Source organism: Flavobacterium lacus (genome assembly GCF_003268815.1).
GTDB lineage: Bacteria > Bacteroidota > Bacteroidia > Flavobacteriales > Flavobacteriaceae > Flavobacterium > Flavobacterium lacus.
Genome location: NZ_QLSV01000001.1, coordinates 1 through 19,490, shown reverse-complemented (window position 1 = coordinate 19,490; position 19,490 = coordinate 1). Strand labels below are relative to the sequence as shown.

The 19,490-nt window shown below is 34.6% G+C and carries 17 protein-coding genes and 1 tRNA gene; 9 read left to right on the top strand and 9 right to left on the bottom strand.

The genetic code is table 11. From position 1 onward, the window contains the following. Positions 1 to 198 precede the first annotated feature (198 nt). Positions 199 to 651, bottom strand: coding sequence for an SsrA-binding protein SmpB (gene smpB / locus B0I10_RS00100; RefSeq protein ID WP_112084456.1), 453 nt, complete (start codon positions 649 to 651; stop codon positions 199 to 201). A 138-nt stretch (positions 652 to 789) separates the two neighbouring features. Here smpB and B0I10_RS00095 point away from each other — a divergent pair, with 138 nt between their 5' ends. After that, positions 790 to 1,476, top strand: coding sequence for an OmpW/AlkL family protein (locus B0I10_RS00095; RefSeq protein ID WP_112084744.1), 687 nt, complete (start codon positions 790 to 792; stop codon positions 1,474 to 1,476). A gap of 146 nt (positions 1,477 to 1,622) precedes the next feature. After that, entirely contained in the window at positions 1,623 to 3,137 is a 1,515-nt protein-coding gene (locus B0I10_RS00090; RefSeq protein ID WP_112084455.1) for a S8 family peptidase, read from the top strand. A 91-nt stretch (positions 3,138 to 3,228) separates the two neighbouring features. Here B0I10_RS00090 and B0I10_RS00085 read toward each other — a convergent pair whose 3' ends face one another. Continuing rightward, positions 3,229 to 3,729 (bottom strand): phosphoglycerate mutase family protein, encoded by a 501-nt coding sequence (locus B0I10_RS00085; protein ID WP_112084454.1) that lies wholly within the window; start codon positions 3,727 to 3,729, stop codon positions 3,229 to 3,231. Between the two features lie 77 nt (positions 3,730 to 3,806). Between B0I10_RS00085 and B0I10_RS00080 the strand changes: the two genes are divergently transcribed. Next, positions 3,807 to 3,880: transfer RNA gene (locus B0I10_RS00080), tRNA-Pro, on the top strand. A gap of 300 nt (positions 3,881 to 4,180) precedes the next feature. Here B0I10_RS00080 and B0I10_RS00070 read toward each other — a convergent pair. After that, positions 4,181 to 4,648, bottom strand: a complete 468-nt coding sequence (locus B0I10_RS00070; RefSeq protein ID WP_112084743.1) for a GNAT family N-acetyltransferase — start codon at positions 4,646 to 4,648, stop codon at positions 4,181 to 4,183. 627 nt (positions 4,649 to 5,275) lie between these two features. Between B0I10_RS00070 and B0I10_RS00065 the strand changes: the two genes are divergently transcribed. Together B0I10_RS00065 and B0I10_RS00060 are read left to right on the top strand one after the other, a co-directional pair. Then, positions 5,276 to 5,569 (top strand): hypothetical protein, encoded by a 294-nt coding sequence (locus B0I10_RS00065; RefSeq protein ID WP_112084452.1) that lies wholly within the window; start codon positions 5,276 to 5,278, stop codon positions 5,567 to 5,569. An 11-nt stretch (positions 5,570 to 5,580) separates the two neighbouring features. Then, positions 5,581 to 5,874 (top strand): hypothetical protein, encoded by a 294-nt coding sequence (locus tag B0I10_RS00060; RefSeq protein WP_112084451.1) that lies wholly within the window; start codon positions 5,581 to 5,583, stop codon positions 5,872 to 5,874. A 54-nt stretch (positions 5,875 to 5,928) separates the two neighbouring features. On the opposite strand, the gene B0I10_RS00055 is transcribed toward B0I10_RS00060, so the two are convergent. The 3 genes from B0I10_RS00055 to clpB all read right to left on the bottom strand — a co-directional run bounded on the left by B0I10_RS00055 (position 5,929) and on the right by clpB (position 10,473). Beyond that, positions 5,929 to 7,104: a thioredoxin domain-containing protein gene (locus B0I10_RS00055; protein WP_181456857.1), complete on the bottom strand. Its 1,176-nt coding sequence runs from the start codon at positions 7,102 to 7,104 to the stop codon at positions 5,929 to 5,931. Between the two features lie 114 nt (positions 7,105 to 7,218). After that, positions 7,219 to 7,620 (bottom strand): energy transducer TonB, encoded by a 402-nt coding sequence (locus B0I10_RS00050; RefSeq protein ID WP_112084449.1) that lies wholly within the window; start codon positions 7,618 to 7,620, stop codon positions 7,219 to 7,221. Positions 7,621 to 7,869: 249 nt separating this feature from the next. Then, positions 7,870 to 10,473, bottom strand: coding sequence for an ATP-dependent chaperone ClpB (clpB, locus tag B0I10_RS00045; RefSeq protein ID WP_112084448.1), 2,604 nt, complete (start codon positions 10,471 to 10,473; stop codon positions 7,870 to 7,872). Positions 10,474 to 10,636: 163 nt separating this feature from the next. On the opposite strand from clpB, the gene ytxJ reads away from it, so the two are divergent. Continuing rightward, positions 10,637 to 11,035, top strand: a complete 399-nt coding sequence (gene ytxJ, locus B0I10_RS00040; protein WP_112084447.1) for a bacillithiol system redox-active protein YtxJ — start codon at positions 10,637 to 10,639, stop codon at positions 11,033 to 11,035. An 88-nt stretch (positions 11,036 to 11,123) separates the two neighbouring features. On the opposite strand, the gene B0I10_RS00035 is transcribed toward ytxJ, so the two are convergent. The 3 genes from B0I10_RS00035 to fahA form a co-directional block, all read right to left on the bottom strand. Beyond that, positions 11,124 to 11,750, bottom strand: a complete 627-nt coding sequence (locus tag B0I10_RS00035) for a hypothetical protein (protein ID WP_112084446.1) — start codon at positions 11,748 to 11,750, stop codon at positions 11,124 to 11,126. 15 nt (positions 11,751 to 11,765) lie between these two features. Beyond that, the gene (locus B0I10_RS00030) at positions 11,766 to 12,947 is read right to left on the bottom strand and encodes a hypothetical protein (RefSeq protein WP_112084445.1); all 1,182 of its coding nucleotides are present in this window, start codon (positions 12,945 to 12,947) and stop codon (positions 11,766 to 11,768) included. A gap of 282 nt (positions 12,948 to 13,229) precedes the next feature. Continuing rightward, on the bottom strand, positions 13,230 to 14,513 hold the full coding sequence (gene fahA, locus B0I10_RS00020) for a fumarylacetoacetase (protein WP_112084443.1): 1,284 nt from the start codon (positions 14,511 to 14,513) through the stop codon (positions 13,230 to 13,232). A gap of 110 nt (positions 14,514 to 14,623) precedes the next feature. Between fahA and glyA the strand changes: the two genes are divergently transcribed. The 3 genes from glyA to B0I10_RS00005 all read left to right on the top strand — a co-directional run. Continuing rightward, positions 14,624 to 15,898: a serine hydroxymethyltransferase gene (glyA, locus tag B0I10_RS00015; protein ID WP_112084742.1), complete on the top strand. Its 1,275-nt coding sequence runs from the start codon at positions 14,624 to 14,626 to the stop codon at positions 15,896 to 15,898. A gap of 115 nt (positions 15,899 to 16,013) precedes the next feature. Continuing rightward, positions 16,014 to 18,326, top strand: coding sequence for a LysM peptidoglycan-binding domain-containing protein (locus B0I10_RS00010; RefSeq protein WP_112084442.1), 2,313 nt, complete (start codon positions 16,014 to 16,016; stop codon positions 18,324 to 18,326). A 21-nt stretch (positions 18,327 to 18,347) separates the two neighbouring features. After that, on the top strand, positions 18,348 to 19,490 hold a 1,143-nt coding region (locus B0I10_RS00005; RefSeq protein ID WP_146740280.1), incomplete at its 3' end, for a hypothetical protein.

Here is a 19,490-nt window from a genome sequence, read left to right as displayed (position 1 = left end):
GTTCCTCCGCAAGCTCCGGTCGGGCTTTTCACTGCAAGTCCTCACAAAAAACACAATTTTCTATAAACCAAAAAGAGCTGCCGTTGGTCGCTTTTTTGGTTCAAGTAAATTAGTGTTTTTTTGCTCCGGGCTTTTCGCTTCAATCCCTAACGCAATGCAGTGCAATTATGTAATTCAATTGAAATTTATTCCCGAAATTTAAAAGCTTTTCTTCACCCGATCAATATCGCGTTTGGTATCTCGGTCTTTTATAGTTTCGCGTTTATCGTAGTTTTTCTTTCCGCGACACAAGGCAATTTCCATCTTAGCATAGCCTTTTTCGTTTACATAAAGTCGCAACGGTACAATGGTTAATCCTTTGTTTTGCATACTTTTTTCTAAGCTTTTCAATTCTTTTTTATTTAATAGAAGTTTGCGTTCGCTTTTGGCTTTGTGGTTGTAGTGTGTGCCATACAAATATTCTTCCACTTGAGAGTTGATCACAAATAATTCGCCGTTATGAAATTCACAAAAACTTTCAGTAATCGATGCTTTTCCCAATCGAATCGATTTGATTTCCGTTCCTGTCAAGACAATTCCGGAATCGTATCGCTCCAAAATTTCGTAGTCAAATTTGGCTCTTTTATTTTGTATGTTAATCATTTTCTGCATAGGAATGCAAAGGTAAGAACAAAATTGTTCAAATTTGATAATTTTATACTTAAGAAATATTTTATGATAAATGATTTTTATCAGTCGTTGTGTTTTAAGTTAAAATTATTTTTGGACGTAATTTTAACAAACAAAAAAATGAAAAAAATAGTTTTTGCATTAGTAGCAACGTCATTATTAATGACAACTGTTACACAGGCTCAAGAAGAAATAAAAAACAACGATTTTAAAAGATGGCAAGTTCGGTTAAGAGGAATCGCGGTAGTACCAAATGAAAGTGCTAACATCGGAATTATTGGTGGCGATGTTGCTATTTCAAATGCCTTTGTACCGGAACTGGATTTTACTTATTTCTTTACCAAAAACTTTGCGGCTGAATTGATTTTAGGAACGGCAAAACATGATGTAAACACGGTTGGCTCTGATATTTCTGCTATTGGTGGGCCTACAAGTTTTGATGTAGACTTGGGAAGTGTAATGCTTTTACCGCCGACGTTAACGGCGCAATACCACTTTTTTCCGTTAAAAGAGAAAAAATTTAAACCGTATGTTGGAGCGGGTATTAATTACACCTTGTTCTATAATGTAAAAGAAGGCGATGTTGTAAAAGATGTAGAGTATGACAATGCGATTGGTTTCGCAGCTCAAATTGGTTTTGATGTAATGTTTGACGATACATTTTTTGTAAACTTTGACGTAAAACGGTTGTTCTTAAAAACAGATGTATCAGTAAATGCAACTAATTTAGCAGAAGGATTAATTATTCCTGCACAAGTTGAAATCAATCCTTGGATTATTGGGTTAGGGTTTGGGATGAAATTTTAATTGAATAGTTGGTTTATTTGCTAGTATAAATCTGCTTATGGTTGGTGTGCAAACACCAGCCATTTTTATTAACTTTTTATTAACTTTTTATTTTTTAATTCATTTTTTTATTACATTCGTTATTCTCAAGCTAAAATAATAACAGTATGATAAAAAAAGTATTCAAAATTTCAGTTTTGGCGTTATTGGTTTTTGCTTCTTGTTCAAAAGAAGAAGATTTTAAAGAGGAATTAATCACCATCGAAAATCAACAGGAACCATTAACAGCCCGCCAGATTAATGACAAAATCAATTCATTTAATCAAAACGGTAAAAAGTTTTATTGGAAAGAAGCGAGCTCTCACATGCTTTGGAGTGCGGTACTAAAAGGGAACAATTTAGTTACGATTGGATTTGGTAGTAATGGAAACGATTTTGATCGTTCGCAATCCAACTCGGCCAGCCAAATGCAAACAGAAATTTTAAATCTGATCAAACGGTATGAAACCGATCAGACAGAAGATTTACTAATTTATGAAGACCCGTTTTTAAATTTAATCGATGTACGAATCACCAAACAGGAAACATTGGAGGCTCTGCGCAAAAACCGAAATGTGCGTTATGTAGAACCCGCAGATTATCGCTATTTTACGTATGAAAGCCTAGGAAATCCTGGTGACAATCAAATACAATCAAGTTCAGGTTGTGGTTATAGCTCGTCTACAATTAGCACAGCAGATTTTACAACCGTTACACCAAACGCAAGAGTACCTTGGGCTTTCTATAAACATAATATTCCGGCGGCTTGGAGTTTAACCTCAGGAAGCGGTGTAACTATCGGCGTGGTTGATACCGGTTTATCTCCTCAACAATCTCTAATGAATGGAAGTTTTAATACAGGATTATCGTCCGGTCGATATGTTCAAAAATATGGAACCTATGTTGATTCCATTTGGCCATGGTCTACCACAACAGATGGCGTAAACGATTTATGCAGTCACGGAACTAGCATGGCTTCCGTAGCAACTGCTCCACGAAATAATGCAGGACTTCCGGTTGGAGTGGCATACAATGCCAATTTAGTGTCGTATCGTGCTTCGTCTGATGTGGTGTTAAATGGTTATCACGAGCAAAGAGGGGTTCAAAATGCATTTACAGGATTAGGAAATCGTTCAGATGTTAAAATTATTTCTATGTCAATGGGTCATATTTTTTCAGTTGGAAGAATTGAAGACGGCGTTCGTTATGCCAACAACAGAGGAAAGTTAATCTTTTGTGCTGGCGGAACGTCAACATCATTCACCAATTTTGTGGGTGTAATCTTTCCTGCGTGGATGCCTGAGACAGTTGCCGTTACCGGAATTAAAGAAGCGTCCACTTACCAAAAATGTGATGTTTGCCACAGCGGAAGCGAAATTGATTTCACCATCATGATGGAACGTGCCGGAACGGGAAATAAAGTGCCTGTGTTGAGTTACTACAACAACCAAGCGGATTATGTAGGTGGTTCATCGGTGGCTACTGCAACTACGGCTGGAATTGCCGCTTTGGTTTGGGCAAAAAATCCGTCGTGGACAAAAGGTCAGGTGCTAACTAAAATGAAACAATCTTCGCAATTTTACCCAACCAAAAATTCGCAATTTGGTCATGGAATCATCAATGCGTTGACTGCGGTTCAATAAAAAAAATAGCCACGAATTACACTAATTTACACGAATTGATTTGTGTAAATTAGTTTAATTCGTGGCTAAATTACTTTAGCAATTGGTGTCTTTACTTGTGATGAGTAAGTTTGTGTTCAATTTTATCACCTTTTATAGTAATTGTATAAAGATTTCCAAATTCGTTTTCATCTATTTGTTGATGGATTTCTTCGCCTAAAAAGGCATTAATTTGTTTTGGAATGGTGTTATTGTGACCAACAATTAAAATGGTTTTTCCGGGATGTTTTTCAATTGTTTCTTTTAACGAGAATTTTGAAAGATCATAAAAAATCATATCCTTTTGTTTAGAAGTAGCTATGGTGCTAAACGTCATTTGTGCTCTTCGGGTAAGTGTAGTATACAAAATATCAATTGTTTTTTTCTCAAAGAGTTTTGTCCATCGAACACTTCTTTTTATGCCCTCTGCAGAAAGTTCGGGATTTTCTGAAGTATCAGCTTTTTCTGCGTGGCGAATGAAGTAGAGAGTAGTGGTTGCGGATTGGGTTATAGTTTGTTGAAATACAAGCACTAACAATAAGGAAACAATGATTTTCATCACAATACTCTTCATAAAAGTATAAATTTAAAATTTCTACGCTATAATTTTTGTGATATAATTTACAAACCCTTACTTTTGCCAACACTTTTCGGGATGTAGAGCAGCCTGGTAGCTTACTAGCATGGGGTGCTAGGGGTCGCTGGTTCGAATCCAGTCATCCCGACAGTAAAATCTCTTGAGCTTTGCTCAAGGGATTTTTTTATGCCTAAAATTTTTCCAAGTTTGCTTGAGAAAATTTTAGGCATAAAAAAATCCTTAAAACTTTTGAAAAAAGTTTTAAGGATTTTACTAGCATCAAACCCCTTCTCTGGATCATGAAATAATCCAGTCTTAGAAAATAATTGATGAATTTTTTTGAATTTTTTTTAAGGATTTTACTAGCATCAAACCCCTTCTCTGGATCATGAAATAATCCAGTCATTTACTACTTTAAACTATTTCCTTACAACATTTAAATTAATTTTCAAACCTCTTTTTCCATTTTTATATTTGCTCTTTCATACAGTCCTTTTTCGAGTTCAATTTCCCTAAAACCATACTTTTTATAAAGATGAATAGCCGATGCTAATTGTGTGTTTGAATATAAAATAATCGTTTTGATGTTTTTTTGTTTTGCCACGGTTAAACAATGTTCCAGTAGTAATGTTCCAATTTTATTCCCTTGTGCTTTTGAGGTAACGGCCATTTTTCCTAACTCAAGAATTGTTTCTGTTTTCTTTAATAAACAAGCTGTGCCAATAATTTCATCATTTAATTTGGCATAAAAAATAAATCCGCCTTTGTCAATAATTTGTTCTTTTGGATTGGAAAGTGAAATGCGATCACTAGCCTCCACACGAAAATACTTTTCTAGCCATTCATAATTGAGTGTTTTGATAGGTTCGTGCAGCTCGTTTGAAAAATTGATTAGTTCAACTTTGGTTTTGGTCATGAAGGTTGAGATTTTATGTTGTTTTGTGCATTCCGAAACGCTAAAATGTCTCTCGTTTTCTTTTTTTACACTAAAATACAATATTTCTTTTAAGGTACACTACTATTTTAAATGCGATTCTCTTCCTAGCACTTCACCCGCGTGAGGGATAGAAGCGGAAAGCCCACAGAGAGGAGGCACGACGAACGAGGACTTGCAGCGGATAGCCCGACCCGGAACTTGTTGGAGGGGCACGCCCGATTGAAAATTAGTTTAAGCGTTTCAAGTTTCAGGTTGCAGGTTGGTAGTTAGGAGTCGTTAGTTAAAAGTTGGGATTTGTTTAAAAGGAAGTGTTCTTAAGACAAATCCTTTTTAATCCCGAAAAGCAAAGCTATCAAAAGCCGTGAAAATCTGTTTTTATCTGTTTCATCCGACTTCCATAGAGTAAGCGAAGTGATTTTTGAGGTTTCAAGTTTCAGGTTTGCAGGTTTCAAGTTGATGATTTAGATAGAAAAACAACTTTATTTACTGCAAATTTCCCTATTCATTAAAAAATAATTAAAAAAATATCAATAAAAATGTTGTTATTTAAATTTTTATGTTAAATTTGAGTCCCCTTAAATCTATTATTAACCTAAATTAACTACTATGGCTACTGTTTACGAGTCCATCGAAAACGAGAAAATTTCTTCTCTCGTCTTCCCAAAGTCCGATGTTTTAAGCAGAAATGAAGCAATTAATCAACGTATTACTGAGTTGAAAATGGCTTTGACCTTTGGTAATCTTGATTATTTTAAGATTAAAATTTATTTTGAAGACAATCTGTCCAAAAAAGTTGTGGAAGCAAAAGTATGCGGCGTGACCAAAAGCCGTGTGATTTTAACGCAAGGTATTGGTATTCCGATTAATAGAATTTATAGGACTTTTAAGTTTTATAATTAAAAAACATATTTATGATAGAAACTGCTACTACTTTTTTCGAGCCTATCGAAAAAGAGACGATTCAATCGTTACACTTTCCTCCGGTTGATGTTTTGGAAGACAAACAATTGAAAAGAACCAGAATCGCCGGACTCGCGAGAGCATTGGCACTGGGCAATTTAGAACACATTAAAACCAAAATTTACTTTGAAGATGAGTTGACTAAACGAGTAGTAGAAACTACCATTTGGGGAATTACAGATGATAAAGTGATTTTGAAAAAAGGAACAATCATACCGATAAACAGAATCTATTATTCGCAATAGATCTCTAGTTAGTTTGTTAAGTTGAAACACCAACTGTGCCGGTTGGTGTTTTTTTTATATCTTGTTTAGATTGGTAATATCTAACGTGTGATCTGAATAAAATTTTGTAGCTACTTTTTTTAATTCATCCAACTTTTTATCTTCTTTCAATTTTTTTAAGCATAGTAATTGTTGATAGTACATGTCTGCCTTTTGTTCAACGTCCATTTCTTGCTTAGTTAGCTTTTCTAATTCGGATAAAATAGTTTGCAAAGTCACTTTATCTAATGTGAAATTGAGAAAAATTTCAGTGATGTATAAAGTGGAAAAAAGGTTATTCTGACTTTCTTCTAACAGTGATTGCATTAACAAAATAGCTTCGGAATGTTGATTGTTTTTGAGCAGGAGTTGAGCTTCTTCTTCCCATAAAAAATCATTTCCACTTTTAGATAGTCCTAATCCGATGGTATATTCTTTTACTTTTTCGATTTGAATTAAATCCCAATTTGATTTTTGTTTTTGGATGGATTCTAATACAATTCTCTCTAACACTTTAATTTCTTCGCCGCTTTTTGAACCTTTTTCAAAGTCTTTTAGGTTGGATCGATTTTGATACCAATAGATAAAAAATCCATTATCAATGGAAAAAACAGAATTTTTCAGAATTAAATAACTCTGCCTAGTTCCTAAATTTTGTTTAGGATAAACCTCAAATAATTGATTGGAAATGGTGTTACTTAATTCGTCATCTTGATACAATTGAGCAACATCGGTATAGGCATACAAGGTTTTGATTGTGCGGTCTCCGGCATCATATTTTGCTTGAAGACTTCCGGTTCGCTGTTCGGGATTGAGTGCGGTTTTACCAATGTTTAACAGATAGTCTAAATCGCTTTTGGCACCGGAATAGTGAATGAAATTTTTGTTTTGATCAAAAAACATAAAATAGGGAACACCTTGGAATTTTATTTTAGTTTCAGCCATAAAAAGACTATCTTTTCCTTGTAGACCGCCTTTGGTGTTAATTTTGTAACTAACAAAATTTTTGTTGTAAAAATCAGCCATTTCTTTGTTGGAAAACAATGGCTCAATGCTTTTGCAGATGGTACATTCTTCGTTGTAATACTCTATAAAAACCAATTTGTTTTCTTTTTTGGCTTTACGAAAAGCATCATCAACAGTTGTTTCAAAATTTACTTTTTGGCTGAAAGAAAGGTTAACTAAAAGAAGAAAAAAGAGTGGAATACGCAAAACAATTGTTTTAAAGTTGAATTACAAATTTAAACAATTGAGAAAGTTTTGAAGAAGATTTAGACTTTTTTTAACCTGATGAATTTTAAATCAAGTTGATTTTGATTGTCAAAATTAATTGATAGTGTAAACGTATTGGCAACGCACTTGCTTTTTATCTTTGACAGCAGGATACCACGGTTCGTCAAACTTAGTGAATACTTTGATAGTTTGTGCTTTGTAATGTGCTGAGATAGAATTTAATACTTTGATGTCAGAGATGGTTCCGTCGATTTCTACTATAAAACTGCATACAATTTTGGGAACTAATGGTTCTTTGATGTCTTGTTTCATATTTCGAGCAATGAAACGTTGCATCGCATTTTCGCCATACATTAATTTGGGTTTGATATCAACTTCGCTTTCCAAATAGACTTTTTCACCAGAAACGGTGTGGTTTAGTTTTTTGTTGTACTCTGGATTTGTTTGTGCAAAGGAATTTAGCGTGACTAACAGTAAGCAAATTAATGATTTCATAGGGGTTGTTTAATGAATATATAACTCAAATTTCGTGATAAAAGTATATAATTACTGTGAATACTTTGTAAAAAAAACACCAACTCATTGCTGAGTTGGTGCTCTCCACTTAACTAATCAATTTATGAAAAAACTATTTATTTTAATTTATTTGATTTAAGTTAGCCGCTGATCCGCTGCTTAATATTCTACTATTTTATCAAATCTCAAAGGAAAATCTGTGAATCTGAGGCTACCAAAGAAAACTACTTACTTCACTAACTCACTTTGGTTTCTAAAAACCAATTCGTTATTGAAACTGTCGAGTAAAATGATGCTGTCGGTTTTTACGGTTCCGCTCAAAATTTCTTTTGATAATTTGTTTAATACTTCGCGTTGAATCACTCGTTTCACCGGTCTGGCTCCAAATTGTGGATCATAACCTCTCTTCGCTAAATAATCAATTGCTTCCGGAGTGGCATCCATTGTAATGTTTTGCTGAGCTAACATTTTGGTAACACTTTTCAATTGCAAACCAACGATTTCTCGAATGTTTGTGCTGGATAATGGCGTGAACATTACAATTTCATCAATCCGATTGATAAATTCCGGACGAACGGTTTGTTTTAATAAACCTAACACTTCCGCTTTGGCGGCTTCGGTTGCGGCTTCTAATCCACCTGTTAAATTTTCAAATTTCTCTTGAATAATATGACTTCCCATGTTGGAGGTCATAATGATGATGGTGTTTTTGAAATCGGCTACGCGTCCTTTGTTATCGGTTAGTCGACCTTCATCCAAGACTTGCAATAAAATATTGAACGTATCTGGATGAGCTTTTTCAATTTCGTCTAGTAACACGACAGAATATGGTTTGCGACGCACGGCCTCGGTCAATTGTCCACCTTCATCGTATCCCACATAGCCCGGAGGAGCACCCACTAATCGGCTCACGGCGTGACGTTCTTGGTATTCGCTCATATCAATTCGAGTCATTGCGTTTTCGTCGTCAAATAAATATTCTGCTAACGCTTTGGCTAATTCAGTTTTTCCCACACCGGTTGTTCCCAAGAAAAGAAAGGTTCCGATTGGTTTTTTCATGTCTTGCAATCCGGCACGGCTTCTGCGAACAGCGTCGCTAATGGCTTCAATGGCTTCTTCTTGTCCCACGACACGATGGTGTAATTCGTCTTCTAATTTTAATAATTTATCACGTTCGCCTTGTAGCATTTTGGTTACCGGAACGCCGGTCCATTTGGCTACGACTTCCGCAATATCTTCACGCGTTACTTCTTCTTTAATCAATGAAGTTCCGGATTGATTTTCTTGTAATTGAATTTGTAATTTATCCAAACGCTCTTGAGCTTCTTTGATTTTTCCGTAACGGATTTCAGCTACTTTACCGTAATCGCCTTCGCGTTCAGCTCGTTCCGCTTCTTGCTTGAAATCTTCAATTTCTAATTTTACATTTTGAATGGCATCTACCACATCTTTTTCTGATTTCCATTTGGCAAAAATCTCGTTGCGTTCTTCTTTTAAATTGGCTAATTCCAGTCCTAAAATTTTTAATTTAGATTCGTCGTTTTCTCTTTTAATCGCTTCAATTTCAATTTCTAACTGCATTATTTTTCGATCCAAAACATCCAATTCTTCTGGTTTGGAATTGATTTCCATTCGCAATTTAGAAGCGGCTTCATCCATTAAATCAATCGCTTTATCCGGTAAAAATCGATTGGAAATATAGCGTTGCGATAATTCAACGGCAGCAATAATGGCCTCGTCTTTGATGCGTACTTTGTGATGAGCTTCGTATTTTTCTTTAATCCCACGTAAAATCGAGATTGCACTTTCAGTATCTGGTTCATCGACCATGATTTTCTGAAAACGTCGTTCGAGAGCTTTGTCTTTTTCAAAATATTTTTGGTATTCGTCTAAAGTCGTTGCACCAATCGCACGCAACTCGCCACGGGCCAAGGCAGGTTTCAAAATATTAGCAGCGTCCATCGCACCTTCGCCACCACCGGCACCTACAAGTGTATGGATTTCATCAATGAATAACACAATGTCGCCTTCGGCAGCAATGACTTCCTTCACAACCGATTTCAAGCGTTCTTCAAATTCACCTTTGTATTTTGCACCGGCAATTAACGAACCCATATCTAACGAAAAAACAATTTTGTCTTTTAGGTTTTCGGGTACGTCGCCATCTACAATTCGGTGAGCTAAACCTTCGGCAATGGCAGTTTTACCGACACCAGGTTCACCCACTAACATCGGGTTGTTTTTGGTTCTACGTGATAAAATTTGCAGCACTCTGCGAATTTCTTCGTCACGACCAATGACTGGGTCAAGTTTTCCTGTTTTGGCTAATTCGTTGAGGTTTTTGGCGTACTTATTCAACGCGTTATACGTTTCTTCAGCAGAAGCAGAGGTTACGCGTTCGCCTTTTCGTAATTCAGAAATCGCAGCTCCTAAACCTTTTTCAGTCACACCTTGATCTTTTAAAATCTGAGCGACTTTACTTTTGGATTTGAAAATGGCTAAGAGTAGATGTTCAATCGAAACATATTCATCATTCATTTTTTTAGCAATGATGGAGGCTTCATTCAACATCGTTCCGGCTTCACGAGAAAGCATAATTTCGCCACCGGAAACTTTTGGAAAACTTTGAATCGCGCTATCTAAAATCTGCGAAAACAAGTTGACATTCACATTCATTTTTTTCAAAATAAATGGAGCTACGTTTTCATCAACTTCTAAAATTCCTTTAAATATATGTTCGTTTTCCAGTTGTTGCTGACCAAAACCTTGTGCAATTTGCTGAGCTTGTTGCAAAGCCTCTTGCGATTTAATAGTTAAATTTTTTAAATTCATTTGTTGTGTTTTTATTTTTTTGGACAATTAAATGCCTAATAATTTGATATCTTTGTTGAGGTTTAGTCAACTACTATTCCAAATCAAAAACCAAGACAAAATGACTGATTTTTGAATGAAACACATCCGAAAACAAGTCAAAATGTCTTAAAACACGTCAAAAATGAGTTTTTTCACTAATTTATTCGGGAATTCAGAAGAGGGAAATTCATCCAAAGTAGGATGGAGGATGTTAACTGATTTAGGTCAGATTAATGAACTTATCGAGTTATCGCATCAGCAACCGGTTTTAATTTTTAAACACAGCACACGATGTAGTATCAGCCGTTTTGCCTTGAAAAACTTTGAAAATGAATATGATTTTTCAGGAGAAAAATTACAACCGTATTTTTTAGACTTATTAGAATACAGAAATATTTCAAACGAAATAGCCACTCGGTTTAACGTGATGCATCAATCGCCACAAATCCTATTAATTAAAGAAGGAAAATGTGTTTACGATGAATCACACGATGGGATTGACATAGACGGCTTGAAGAACTTTTACAATAGTTTCCTTTAAGGTTGTTACAAAAAATTTTCAAAAAAAATATGCTGAAGAAAAAACTTGATTTATTATAAAATATATAGAGTAAATCGTTTTTTTTTATTTAAAAATTTCCGTCCTCTATTTCTATATTTTTTGGAATTAAAAAAATTTTCTTATCTATTATATCTATGTCTAATTTAATAGCCGTACTTTCTAATACCAAACCTTGAGATTCTATAATGAATATTGTTTTTAATGGAATGGACTTTGTAATTAAAGTGATAGAATAAAGATTACCATATTTGTGATTTTTATAAAGCTCTGGATTTATAGATAATTTTGAGTTGTAATAGTATTTCTGAATACCGCTAATAGTTTCCAGAATTAATTCATCACAGTCGTAACCAAGAATATTTAAAACCTTTTTATTAATTGTCACATTTACTATACTGTCATTATAGGAATTTGTATATTTCCAGAATATTTTTCCTTTTTTCGTTTTAGTATAAATTTTGTTTTCCTTTTGTTTAAAAATAGTCCAATTTTCATTTTTAGGATGACTGTATTTATAACTTCCATTCTTATAATAAAAATTTTGAATTGAATCGGTTATTAGTTGACAGTACTCAATTTTCCAATCAGGTTTATTGCTTTTACAAACATTTTTGTAGACTATTTCTCCTTCAAAATTTTGAGAGAACGATTTTACGAATAATAATAAAAAAAATATAGCAAATTTTAATTTCATAATTATAATTTAGTACTATCGTCTAATTCTATTTCTACTAATAATATCCTTCAACTTCGCTTTCAAATCCTCACCCGTATCATAAACCATTTGTTCGTTACTAGGAAACGGAACCGCTCTTCGTCCAAAATACGAAATAAACTGCTCATCAAACGCTCTTCGATCACCGCGAACGGTGGCATAAATATGTTCAAAAATAAACTCACTCGCCAACGGATATGCATTAATTAACTGATTAGTATTAAAATCAATATAATCCACTTTCGCCGTCACTTGACACGCTTTAAATTGCGTAAACTGATAGGCAGTTCCTTTCACCGTGATAAATTTATCCACTTTTATCGCGTTGCCTAGACTGTCGCGAACGATATTTCCATTCGCATCCACTAAGTTTTTTACACCGTCTTTAATCTGTTTTTCTTGCGTAACTTCTTTTTCTCGAATTTGCTCCGGCGAAATATTAATCTCCCTAAAATTTAAAATAATTCCAAAATCATACACAATTCCTTGTTGTCTGTTGCTGTGGTAAACCGTCCATTTATCGTTTAAACCATACGTACTGAAATCCAACAAATCATTTTGCAAACGAACCGGAATCATAATACTCGTTTCGTTTTTCGTGTAAACGTGCACAAAATCAGTTCCTTTAAAACGAGCTTCTTCCAGCAAACTATTCACATCTTTAAAACCCGGATTTATCTGATTCAAATAAACCAAATCATCCACAATAGCTCGAGCCTGCAGTTTGTTTGCGGTTTTTAAAGCATTTTTAGAATTCGTATACAAATAATTAGACAAAGCATTTTTACTGTTTACAATTTCCGTCGAATAATTCTCCATCGGAAAAATTGCATCCCGACCTTCTTTCAATAATTTCAGCGGAAGCAAAGGCCGAATTAACTCTTGGCGGTTGTTCAAATTAATATATGTAGTAAAAATTTTCTCCAAATTAACCGGACTTGCATCCTGCGACCACGTTTCAATATTTCGCAAATCACGTTCTTTTGCCTTCGCATACGCTTCCTCTAACAAATAAATATAATCCTGTTTTCCTTTCGCATTTTTATTGCCTCGCAAACTACTTACGGCCGATTGTATCGCACCGTCATAATCGCCCGAAGTCAATCTGTTCATCGTCTGCTTCACGCCACACGAGGCCAAAATAAAAAAAGCAAGTAAAAAAGTAATTTTTTTCATCCGTTAAAATTTTAGCAAATATATATTTTTTTTTGAAGCTAATCCGGCTTTCCGTTTCAAGCTTTTTTGTCTTGTTGTTTTTTTCTAAGGCAAAAAAAGAGCTTCCTTTGGTCGCTTTTTTTCGCCAAGAAAAAGTACAACAATCCTGCAAAAGGCTTTCCACTTCAATCCGGGCTAGAATCGTGCTATAAAAGAAGTAAAAGGAGAAAAATAGAGAAAAGAAAATAGACAAAAGAAAAATAAACATAAAAAAAACTCCGGTTAAAAAACCGGAGCCAATTATTATTTTCTCACAAACGAAGGAAGCAACTTACTCGAAACCTCGCCAAACCCAATTCGAATCTGACTGTTCTTACAGTAGCCTTTCATTGTTATGGTATCATTATCATCAATGAATTTTCGTTCTGTACCATTCGATAATTTAATTGGGTTTTTCCCTCCCCAAGTCAATTCCAGCATCGATCCAAAACTTTCAGGAGTTGGTCCGGAAATCGTTCCCGATCCCATCATATCACCCGAATTCACTTTACAACCATTGGAAGTATGATGAGCCAATTGCTGAGCCATTGACCAATACATATATTTAAAATTTGATTTGCTCACCAAATCAGGTTCGCCATTATTTGGTGTTAAATAAACTTCCAAACTAATATCATAAGCATGTTTTCCTTTTTGTTGCAAATAAGGAAGTGGGGCAGGCTCTTGTTTTGGACCTTTCGTTCTAAAAGGCTCTAAGGCATCCATAGTAACAATCCATGGCGAAATGGATGAAGCAAAATTCTTAGCCAAAAACGGTCCAAGTGGCACATATTCCCATTTCTGCATATCTCTTGCACTCCAATCATTCAATAAAACCATTCCAAAAATATAATCTTCAGCTTCAGTCACCGGAATATTTTCTCCCATAATATTAGCATCTGTTGTAATAAAAGCGGTTTCCAATTCAAAATCTACTAATCGTGAAGGACCAAAAACAGGTTGTGTATCACCGTTTGGTAAGGTTTGTCCCATTGGTCGGTGAACAGGAATGCCGGATGGTACAATTGTGGAGCTTCTTCCGTGATAGCCTACAGGAATATGCAACCAATTGGGTAACAAAGCATTCTCAGGATCACGAAACATTTTTCCGACATTAGTAGCGTGTTCTTTACTGGAGTAAAAATCAGTGTAATCGCCAATTAAAACCGGCAGTTGCATTTCCACTTCATTAATATCAAATATAATGATATCGCGATGAGCTTTATTATCTCTTAATTTTGGATTTTCACTATCAAATAAATCGCCAATTCGGTTTCTTACCAATCGCCACGTTTTTTTTCCATCCGAAATAAAATCATTTAACGTGTCTTGCATAAACATATCGTCGGTCAATTCAATGCCTTCAAAATAGTTTAATTGTTGCATGGCTCCCAAATCGATGGCACAATTTCCAATACGTGTTCCAATTGTTATAATATCATCTTTGGTTAAAAAAACGCCAAAAGGAATATTTTGAATAGGAAAATCACTGTCTTTTTGGACATCTATCCAAGATTTTCTGTTCGGGTTGTTTGCTGTTATGGGCATATTTGGGTGTTTATTAAATGTTGAAAAATTATCAATCAAATATATTATTAACTATTAATTTAACAAACGATTTTCGTAATTTTGAGCTCAATTTAACGAAATATTATCAAATGCAACGCGACGAACAAATTTTTGAGCTTATTTTAGATGAGCAAGACAGACAAATTCACGGATTGGAATTGATTGCTTCTGAGAACTTTGTGAGCGATCAAGTCATGGAAGCAGCAGGCTCCGTACTAACAAATAAATATGCCGAAGGATATCCTGGCAAACGTTATTATGGGGGTTGCGAAGTGGTGGACCAAGTGGAACAAATCGCTATTGATAGAGCAAAAGCTTTATTTGGTGCTGATTATGCGAATGTTCAACCGCATTCTGGTTCGCAAGCCAATACAGCCGTATTTTTTGCTTGTTTAAAACCGGGAGACAAAATTTTAGGTTTTGATTTATCACATGGCGGACATTTAACGCACGGTTCTCCGGTGAATTTTTCAGGAAGGTTATACAATCCGGTTTTTTACGGAGTAGAAAAAGAAACAGGTCGATTAAATTATGATAAAATCCAGGAAATAGCTACAAAAGAAAATCCGAAAATGATTATTGCCGGTGCTTCTGCTTATTCTCGTGATATGGATTTTAATCGTTTCAGAGAAATTGCCGATAGCGTTGGTGCGATTTTGTTAGCAGACATTTCGCATCCGTCGGGATTAATTGCCAAAGGCTTATTGAATGACCCTGTTCCGTATTGTCATATTATTACAACTACAACGCACAAAACCCTTCGCGGACCCCGTGGCGGTTTGATTTTAATGGGTAAAGATTTTGAAAATCCATTCGGAATTAAAACACCAAAAGGCGAAATAAGAATGATGTCGTCATTGTTAGACGCTGCAGTTTTTCCGGGCAATCAAGGTGGACCATTAGAACATATTATTGCAGCAAAAGCGATTGCGTTTGGAGAAGCTTTGTCGGATGAATTTTTCAGATATGCTCTTCAAGTTCAAAAAAATGCGAAAGCAATGGCGGAAGCATTTGTGAAGAGAGGTTACGATATTATCTCTGGGGGAACAGATAATCACATGATGCTGATTGACTTACGAAATAAAAACATCACCGGAAAAGAAGCTGAAAATGCTTTAGTAAAAGCTGAAATTACGGTCAATAAAAATATGGTTCCTTTTGATGATAAATCACCTTTTGTAACTTCCGGAATTCGAGTAGGAACACCTGCAATTACTACCAGAGGATTATTGGAAGAAGATATGGAAACTGTTGTTGAAATGATTGATAGAGTAATTATGAATCATACAAACGAGGAAATCATCGAAGAAGTAGCAAGTGAAGTAAATGATTTTATGGGGGAAAGAGCCATTTTTGTATATTAAAAAATTGTTAATAACAATCTTAATAACAACCTTTAGAAGTGATTTACTTCTGAAGGTTTTTTTTTAAATTTATACATTAAAAGTAAGTTTTTATTTACTATTGCAAAATCAACAAATGAACAAACATACTTTACTGTTTTTAATTGTTTTTCAATTGACTGTTTTTTTTGGGTTCGCTCAGGAAAATACTTCCAAACATACCGTTATTAAAGGCGAAACAGTATCTTCCATTGCCAGAAAATATAAAGTCACACCAAACGATTTATATCAACTGAATCCGGATATTTTTGATGGAATCAAAGAAGGTCAGGTGATTAGTATTCCAAAATCAGTTATAATTTCTCAATCAAATAATGTGAAATCGGAGAATAGTTCTAACAAATCGGTTGATGGAATTATTTTACACAATGTTCAATTTGGTGAAACTAAGTTTGGACTTTCAAAACGATATGGTGTTTCGATAAAAGAATTGGAAAGACAAAATCCGCATATTGTCAACATGCTTCAAGCTGGCCATCAATTGGAAATCAGAGGAGGAGTCGATACGAATCCAACAAAATCACAAAATACAAAATCAAGTTTTTCCGCATCAAATTTTATAACATATGAAGTTCTTCCCGGAGAAACTTTGTACGGAATTTCAAGACGATACGGACTGACGGTTGATGATTTGATGGATGCAAATAATTTAGTTGGAGTTTTAAGAAGTGGACAGATTTTACAAATTCCGGTTAAATCTAATTCAAAAGAAAATGATGAAAATGGTCAATTTCATTTAGTGCAAGAAGGAGAAACAAAATACGGGTTGTCAAAACGATATGGCGTAACAATTGGAGAATTAGAGCAAAAAAATCCACAAACTATTCGAATGCTTCAAACCGGACAACGAATTGTAATACCGGGAAGAGCTTCTTCAAGTGTAGTTGAAAAGTCTGAAACAAAACAGGAAGTAAAAGTTGTAGAAACTTCAAGAGCAGAAGAAATCAAATCGGAACCTAAAGTTGTTGAAACTCCAACCCAAATAGAGAAAGTTGAAGAAGTAGTAGTGATTTCAGAACCTCAAAAAGAAGAAAAACCAGAAGTAAAATTAGTTGAAAAAGAATCGGTTAACTTAGAATCTGCAAATAATAATTGGATTGATTATGAAATTCAACCAAAAGAAACATTGTTTGGTTTGGCAAGAATGGCAGGTGTTTCCCAAGATAAATTGATTGAAATGAATCCGATTATGAATGAAGGTGTAAAGGCAGGAACAATTATAAAAATGCCTTCTGATAAAGTTTCGGAATATAAAAAAACAGAGGCTACTACAGTTGAAACAAAAAGAACACCAACATCAAAAAATAATGTTGAACCAACGGGTCTTCTTAAAACCATCAATAAAATTGAGAAAAAGGAAATTACTTTTTTAACATCATTTTCAGCTGAAAAATATTTGAGTTTTATTCAAAACCCAATTGCAGAACCAACCAAAGAAATTGAAGTTTTTGCCGGTGCGAATTTTGCAATTGATTCTCTTAAAAATATGGGAGTGATGGTTGAAATGAAAAATATTCAAATTGAAATTAGTAAAGAAGGTAAAGCAGATGTTTCTTCTTTAAAGAAAAATAATGTTGATAAATCAAAAGCTGTTTTTTATTATTCGGAAGGAATTAATTCAGAAAGAATTGCAGAGTTTACAGCTAAGAATACTATTCCATTTCTTGTAAGTAGTTTCGAAGAAAGTGCACAAAAATCAGCAACAACTTATGTTAGTATTCCTTCCAAAAATGATTTGGCATTGATGGTTTTAAAATATATTTCAGATAAAAACGGAAATTTAGTAGTTGTCAGTGATGCAGCGAGTGCTTTAAATGAAGATTTTATTTTACAAAATTATCCAAAAGCCAGATTTGTCACTATTTCAGGGAAAGATGTTTTAGAAGATGAAGCGTTAACCAAAGAATTAATTTTAAACAGAAAGAATTTCGTTCTCCTCAACACCGATAAAATTGGGTTGATACTAAATACTACCACAGTTTTGTTGAAGCATTCCAAAGAATATACTATCCAGTTAGCCTTAATAGAACCCAAAGAGTCGATTCAAAAAGAGGGTTTTTCGGAAATGCGATTTAAAGCTTTGAAGACCATTTATCCATCTTATTCCAGTCGAAATAATTTTAATGAAGTTGAAAAATTTAAAGCCGATTTTAAACGGAAATATAGTTTTGAAGCGTCTGATGAAGTCATAAAAGGTTTTGATATCACTTTTGATGCTTTGATTAGATTGTTTCAAGACAAGAGTTTTGAAGCATTGGCGAAAGATGAAATTTCAGAACAGTTAAATCATAAATTTTATTATATAAAAGATTCAAACGTAGGATATTCAAACAAAGGTGGATATATTCTTCAATTTGATACAGATTCAAATACAAAAATTGCAAATTAAAGACTATAAACTCAATCATTTATGGGTTATTTTTACAAAATAATTATTCCTTTTAACTTTACAAAATTAGTTTCTAGTACGCTATTACTGAGTTTTTTATTGTTTTCAGGAAATTCAGTTGTTGCTCAATGCCCAACAGTTACAAATCTAAATCAATCGTTTTGCGATATTCAATCGCCAACAATTGCTAGCCTACAAGCAATAAATAGCGGAGGGGGAGTGGCTTGGTTTGCCACCGAAACATCAACGACTCCGTTAACTTCTAGTTTAGGTTTAGTGAATGGTGAAGACTATTTTGCAGACAATAGTTTAGGTAATTGTGGATCTAGAGTTAGAGTTATTGTAACGATTTATTCGGCACCCACCGGACAAAATTTTCAAGGACCTTGTGTTGATTCCCCAGAACAGGCTACAATTGCAAGTTTAATTGCAATAGGAAATAATGTGCAATGGTATAATGTTCCGAGTGGTGGTTCACCGCTGTCTCAAAGTACAGTATTAATTCCCAATACAATTTATTATGCTAGCCAAACAAATCCAGACACAGGTTGTCAAACATCTCGACTTTCAGTTTTTGTTAGTATAGGAGTTGTTCCTGTGCCAACCGGAGCTGCTGTTCAGACTTTTTGTCAAGACCCTCTAAATCTTCCCACAGTTGCCAATTTGAATGCTAGCGGAGATAATAACTGGTATTTAACAAGTTCATCTGCGTTACCACTAGAATTGGATACACCATTAATAGATGGTCAAACGTATTATGCCACCACTGTAGATCCGCCTTGCGAAAGTGATGAAAGATTAGAAGTATTAGTATCGATTCAACCGAGGAATAATGCCGGTTCAGATGAAGTTGTTTCTTTTTGTGAAGATGATTTAGCGACTACTAATTTTATTGATTTATTTGATTACTTAGGAGGAACTCCTTTTAATACAGGAGTTTGGACAGGACCTTTTTCCACGATCAATGGTAATTTGGGAACTCTGGATTTTACTCAATTATCAGTGGCAGATAGTCCATTTGTTTTTACCTATAATGTAAGTTCCTCCACAGAATGTCCGCCTGCTTCGGCAACGGTAACGGTAACCATCAATCCAATCCCAAATGCAGGAACAAGTGATGCTACTGTTTTATGTGAAACCGATGCTGCAGTCGATTTATTTACC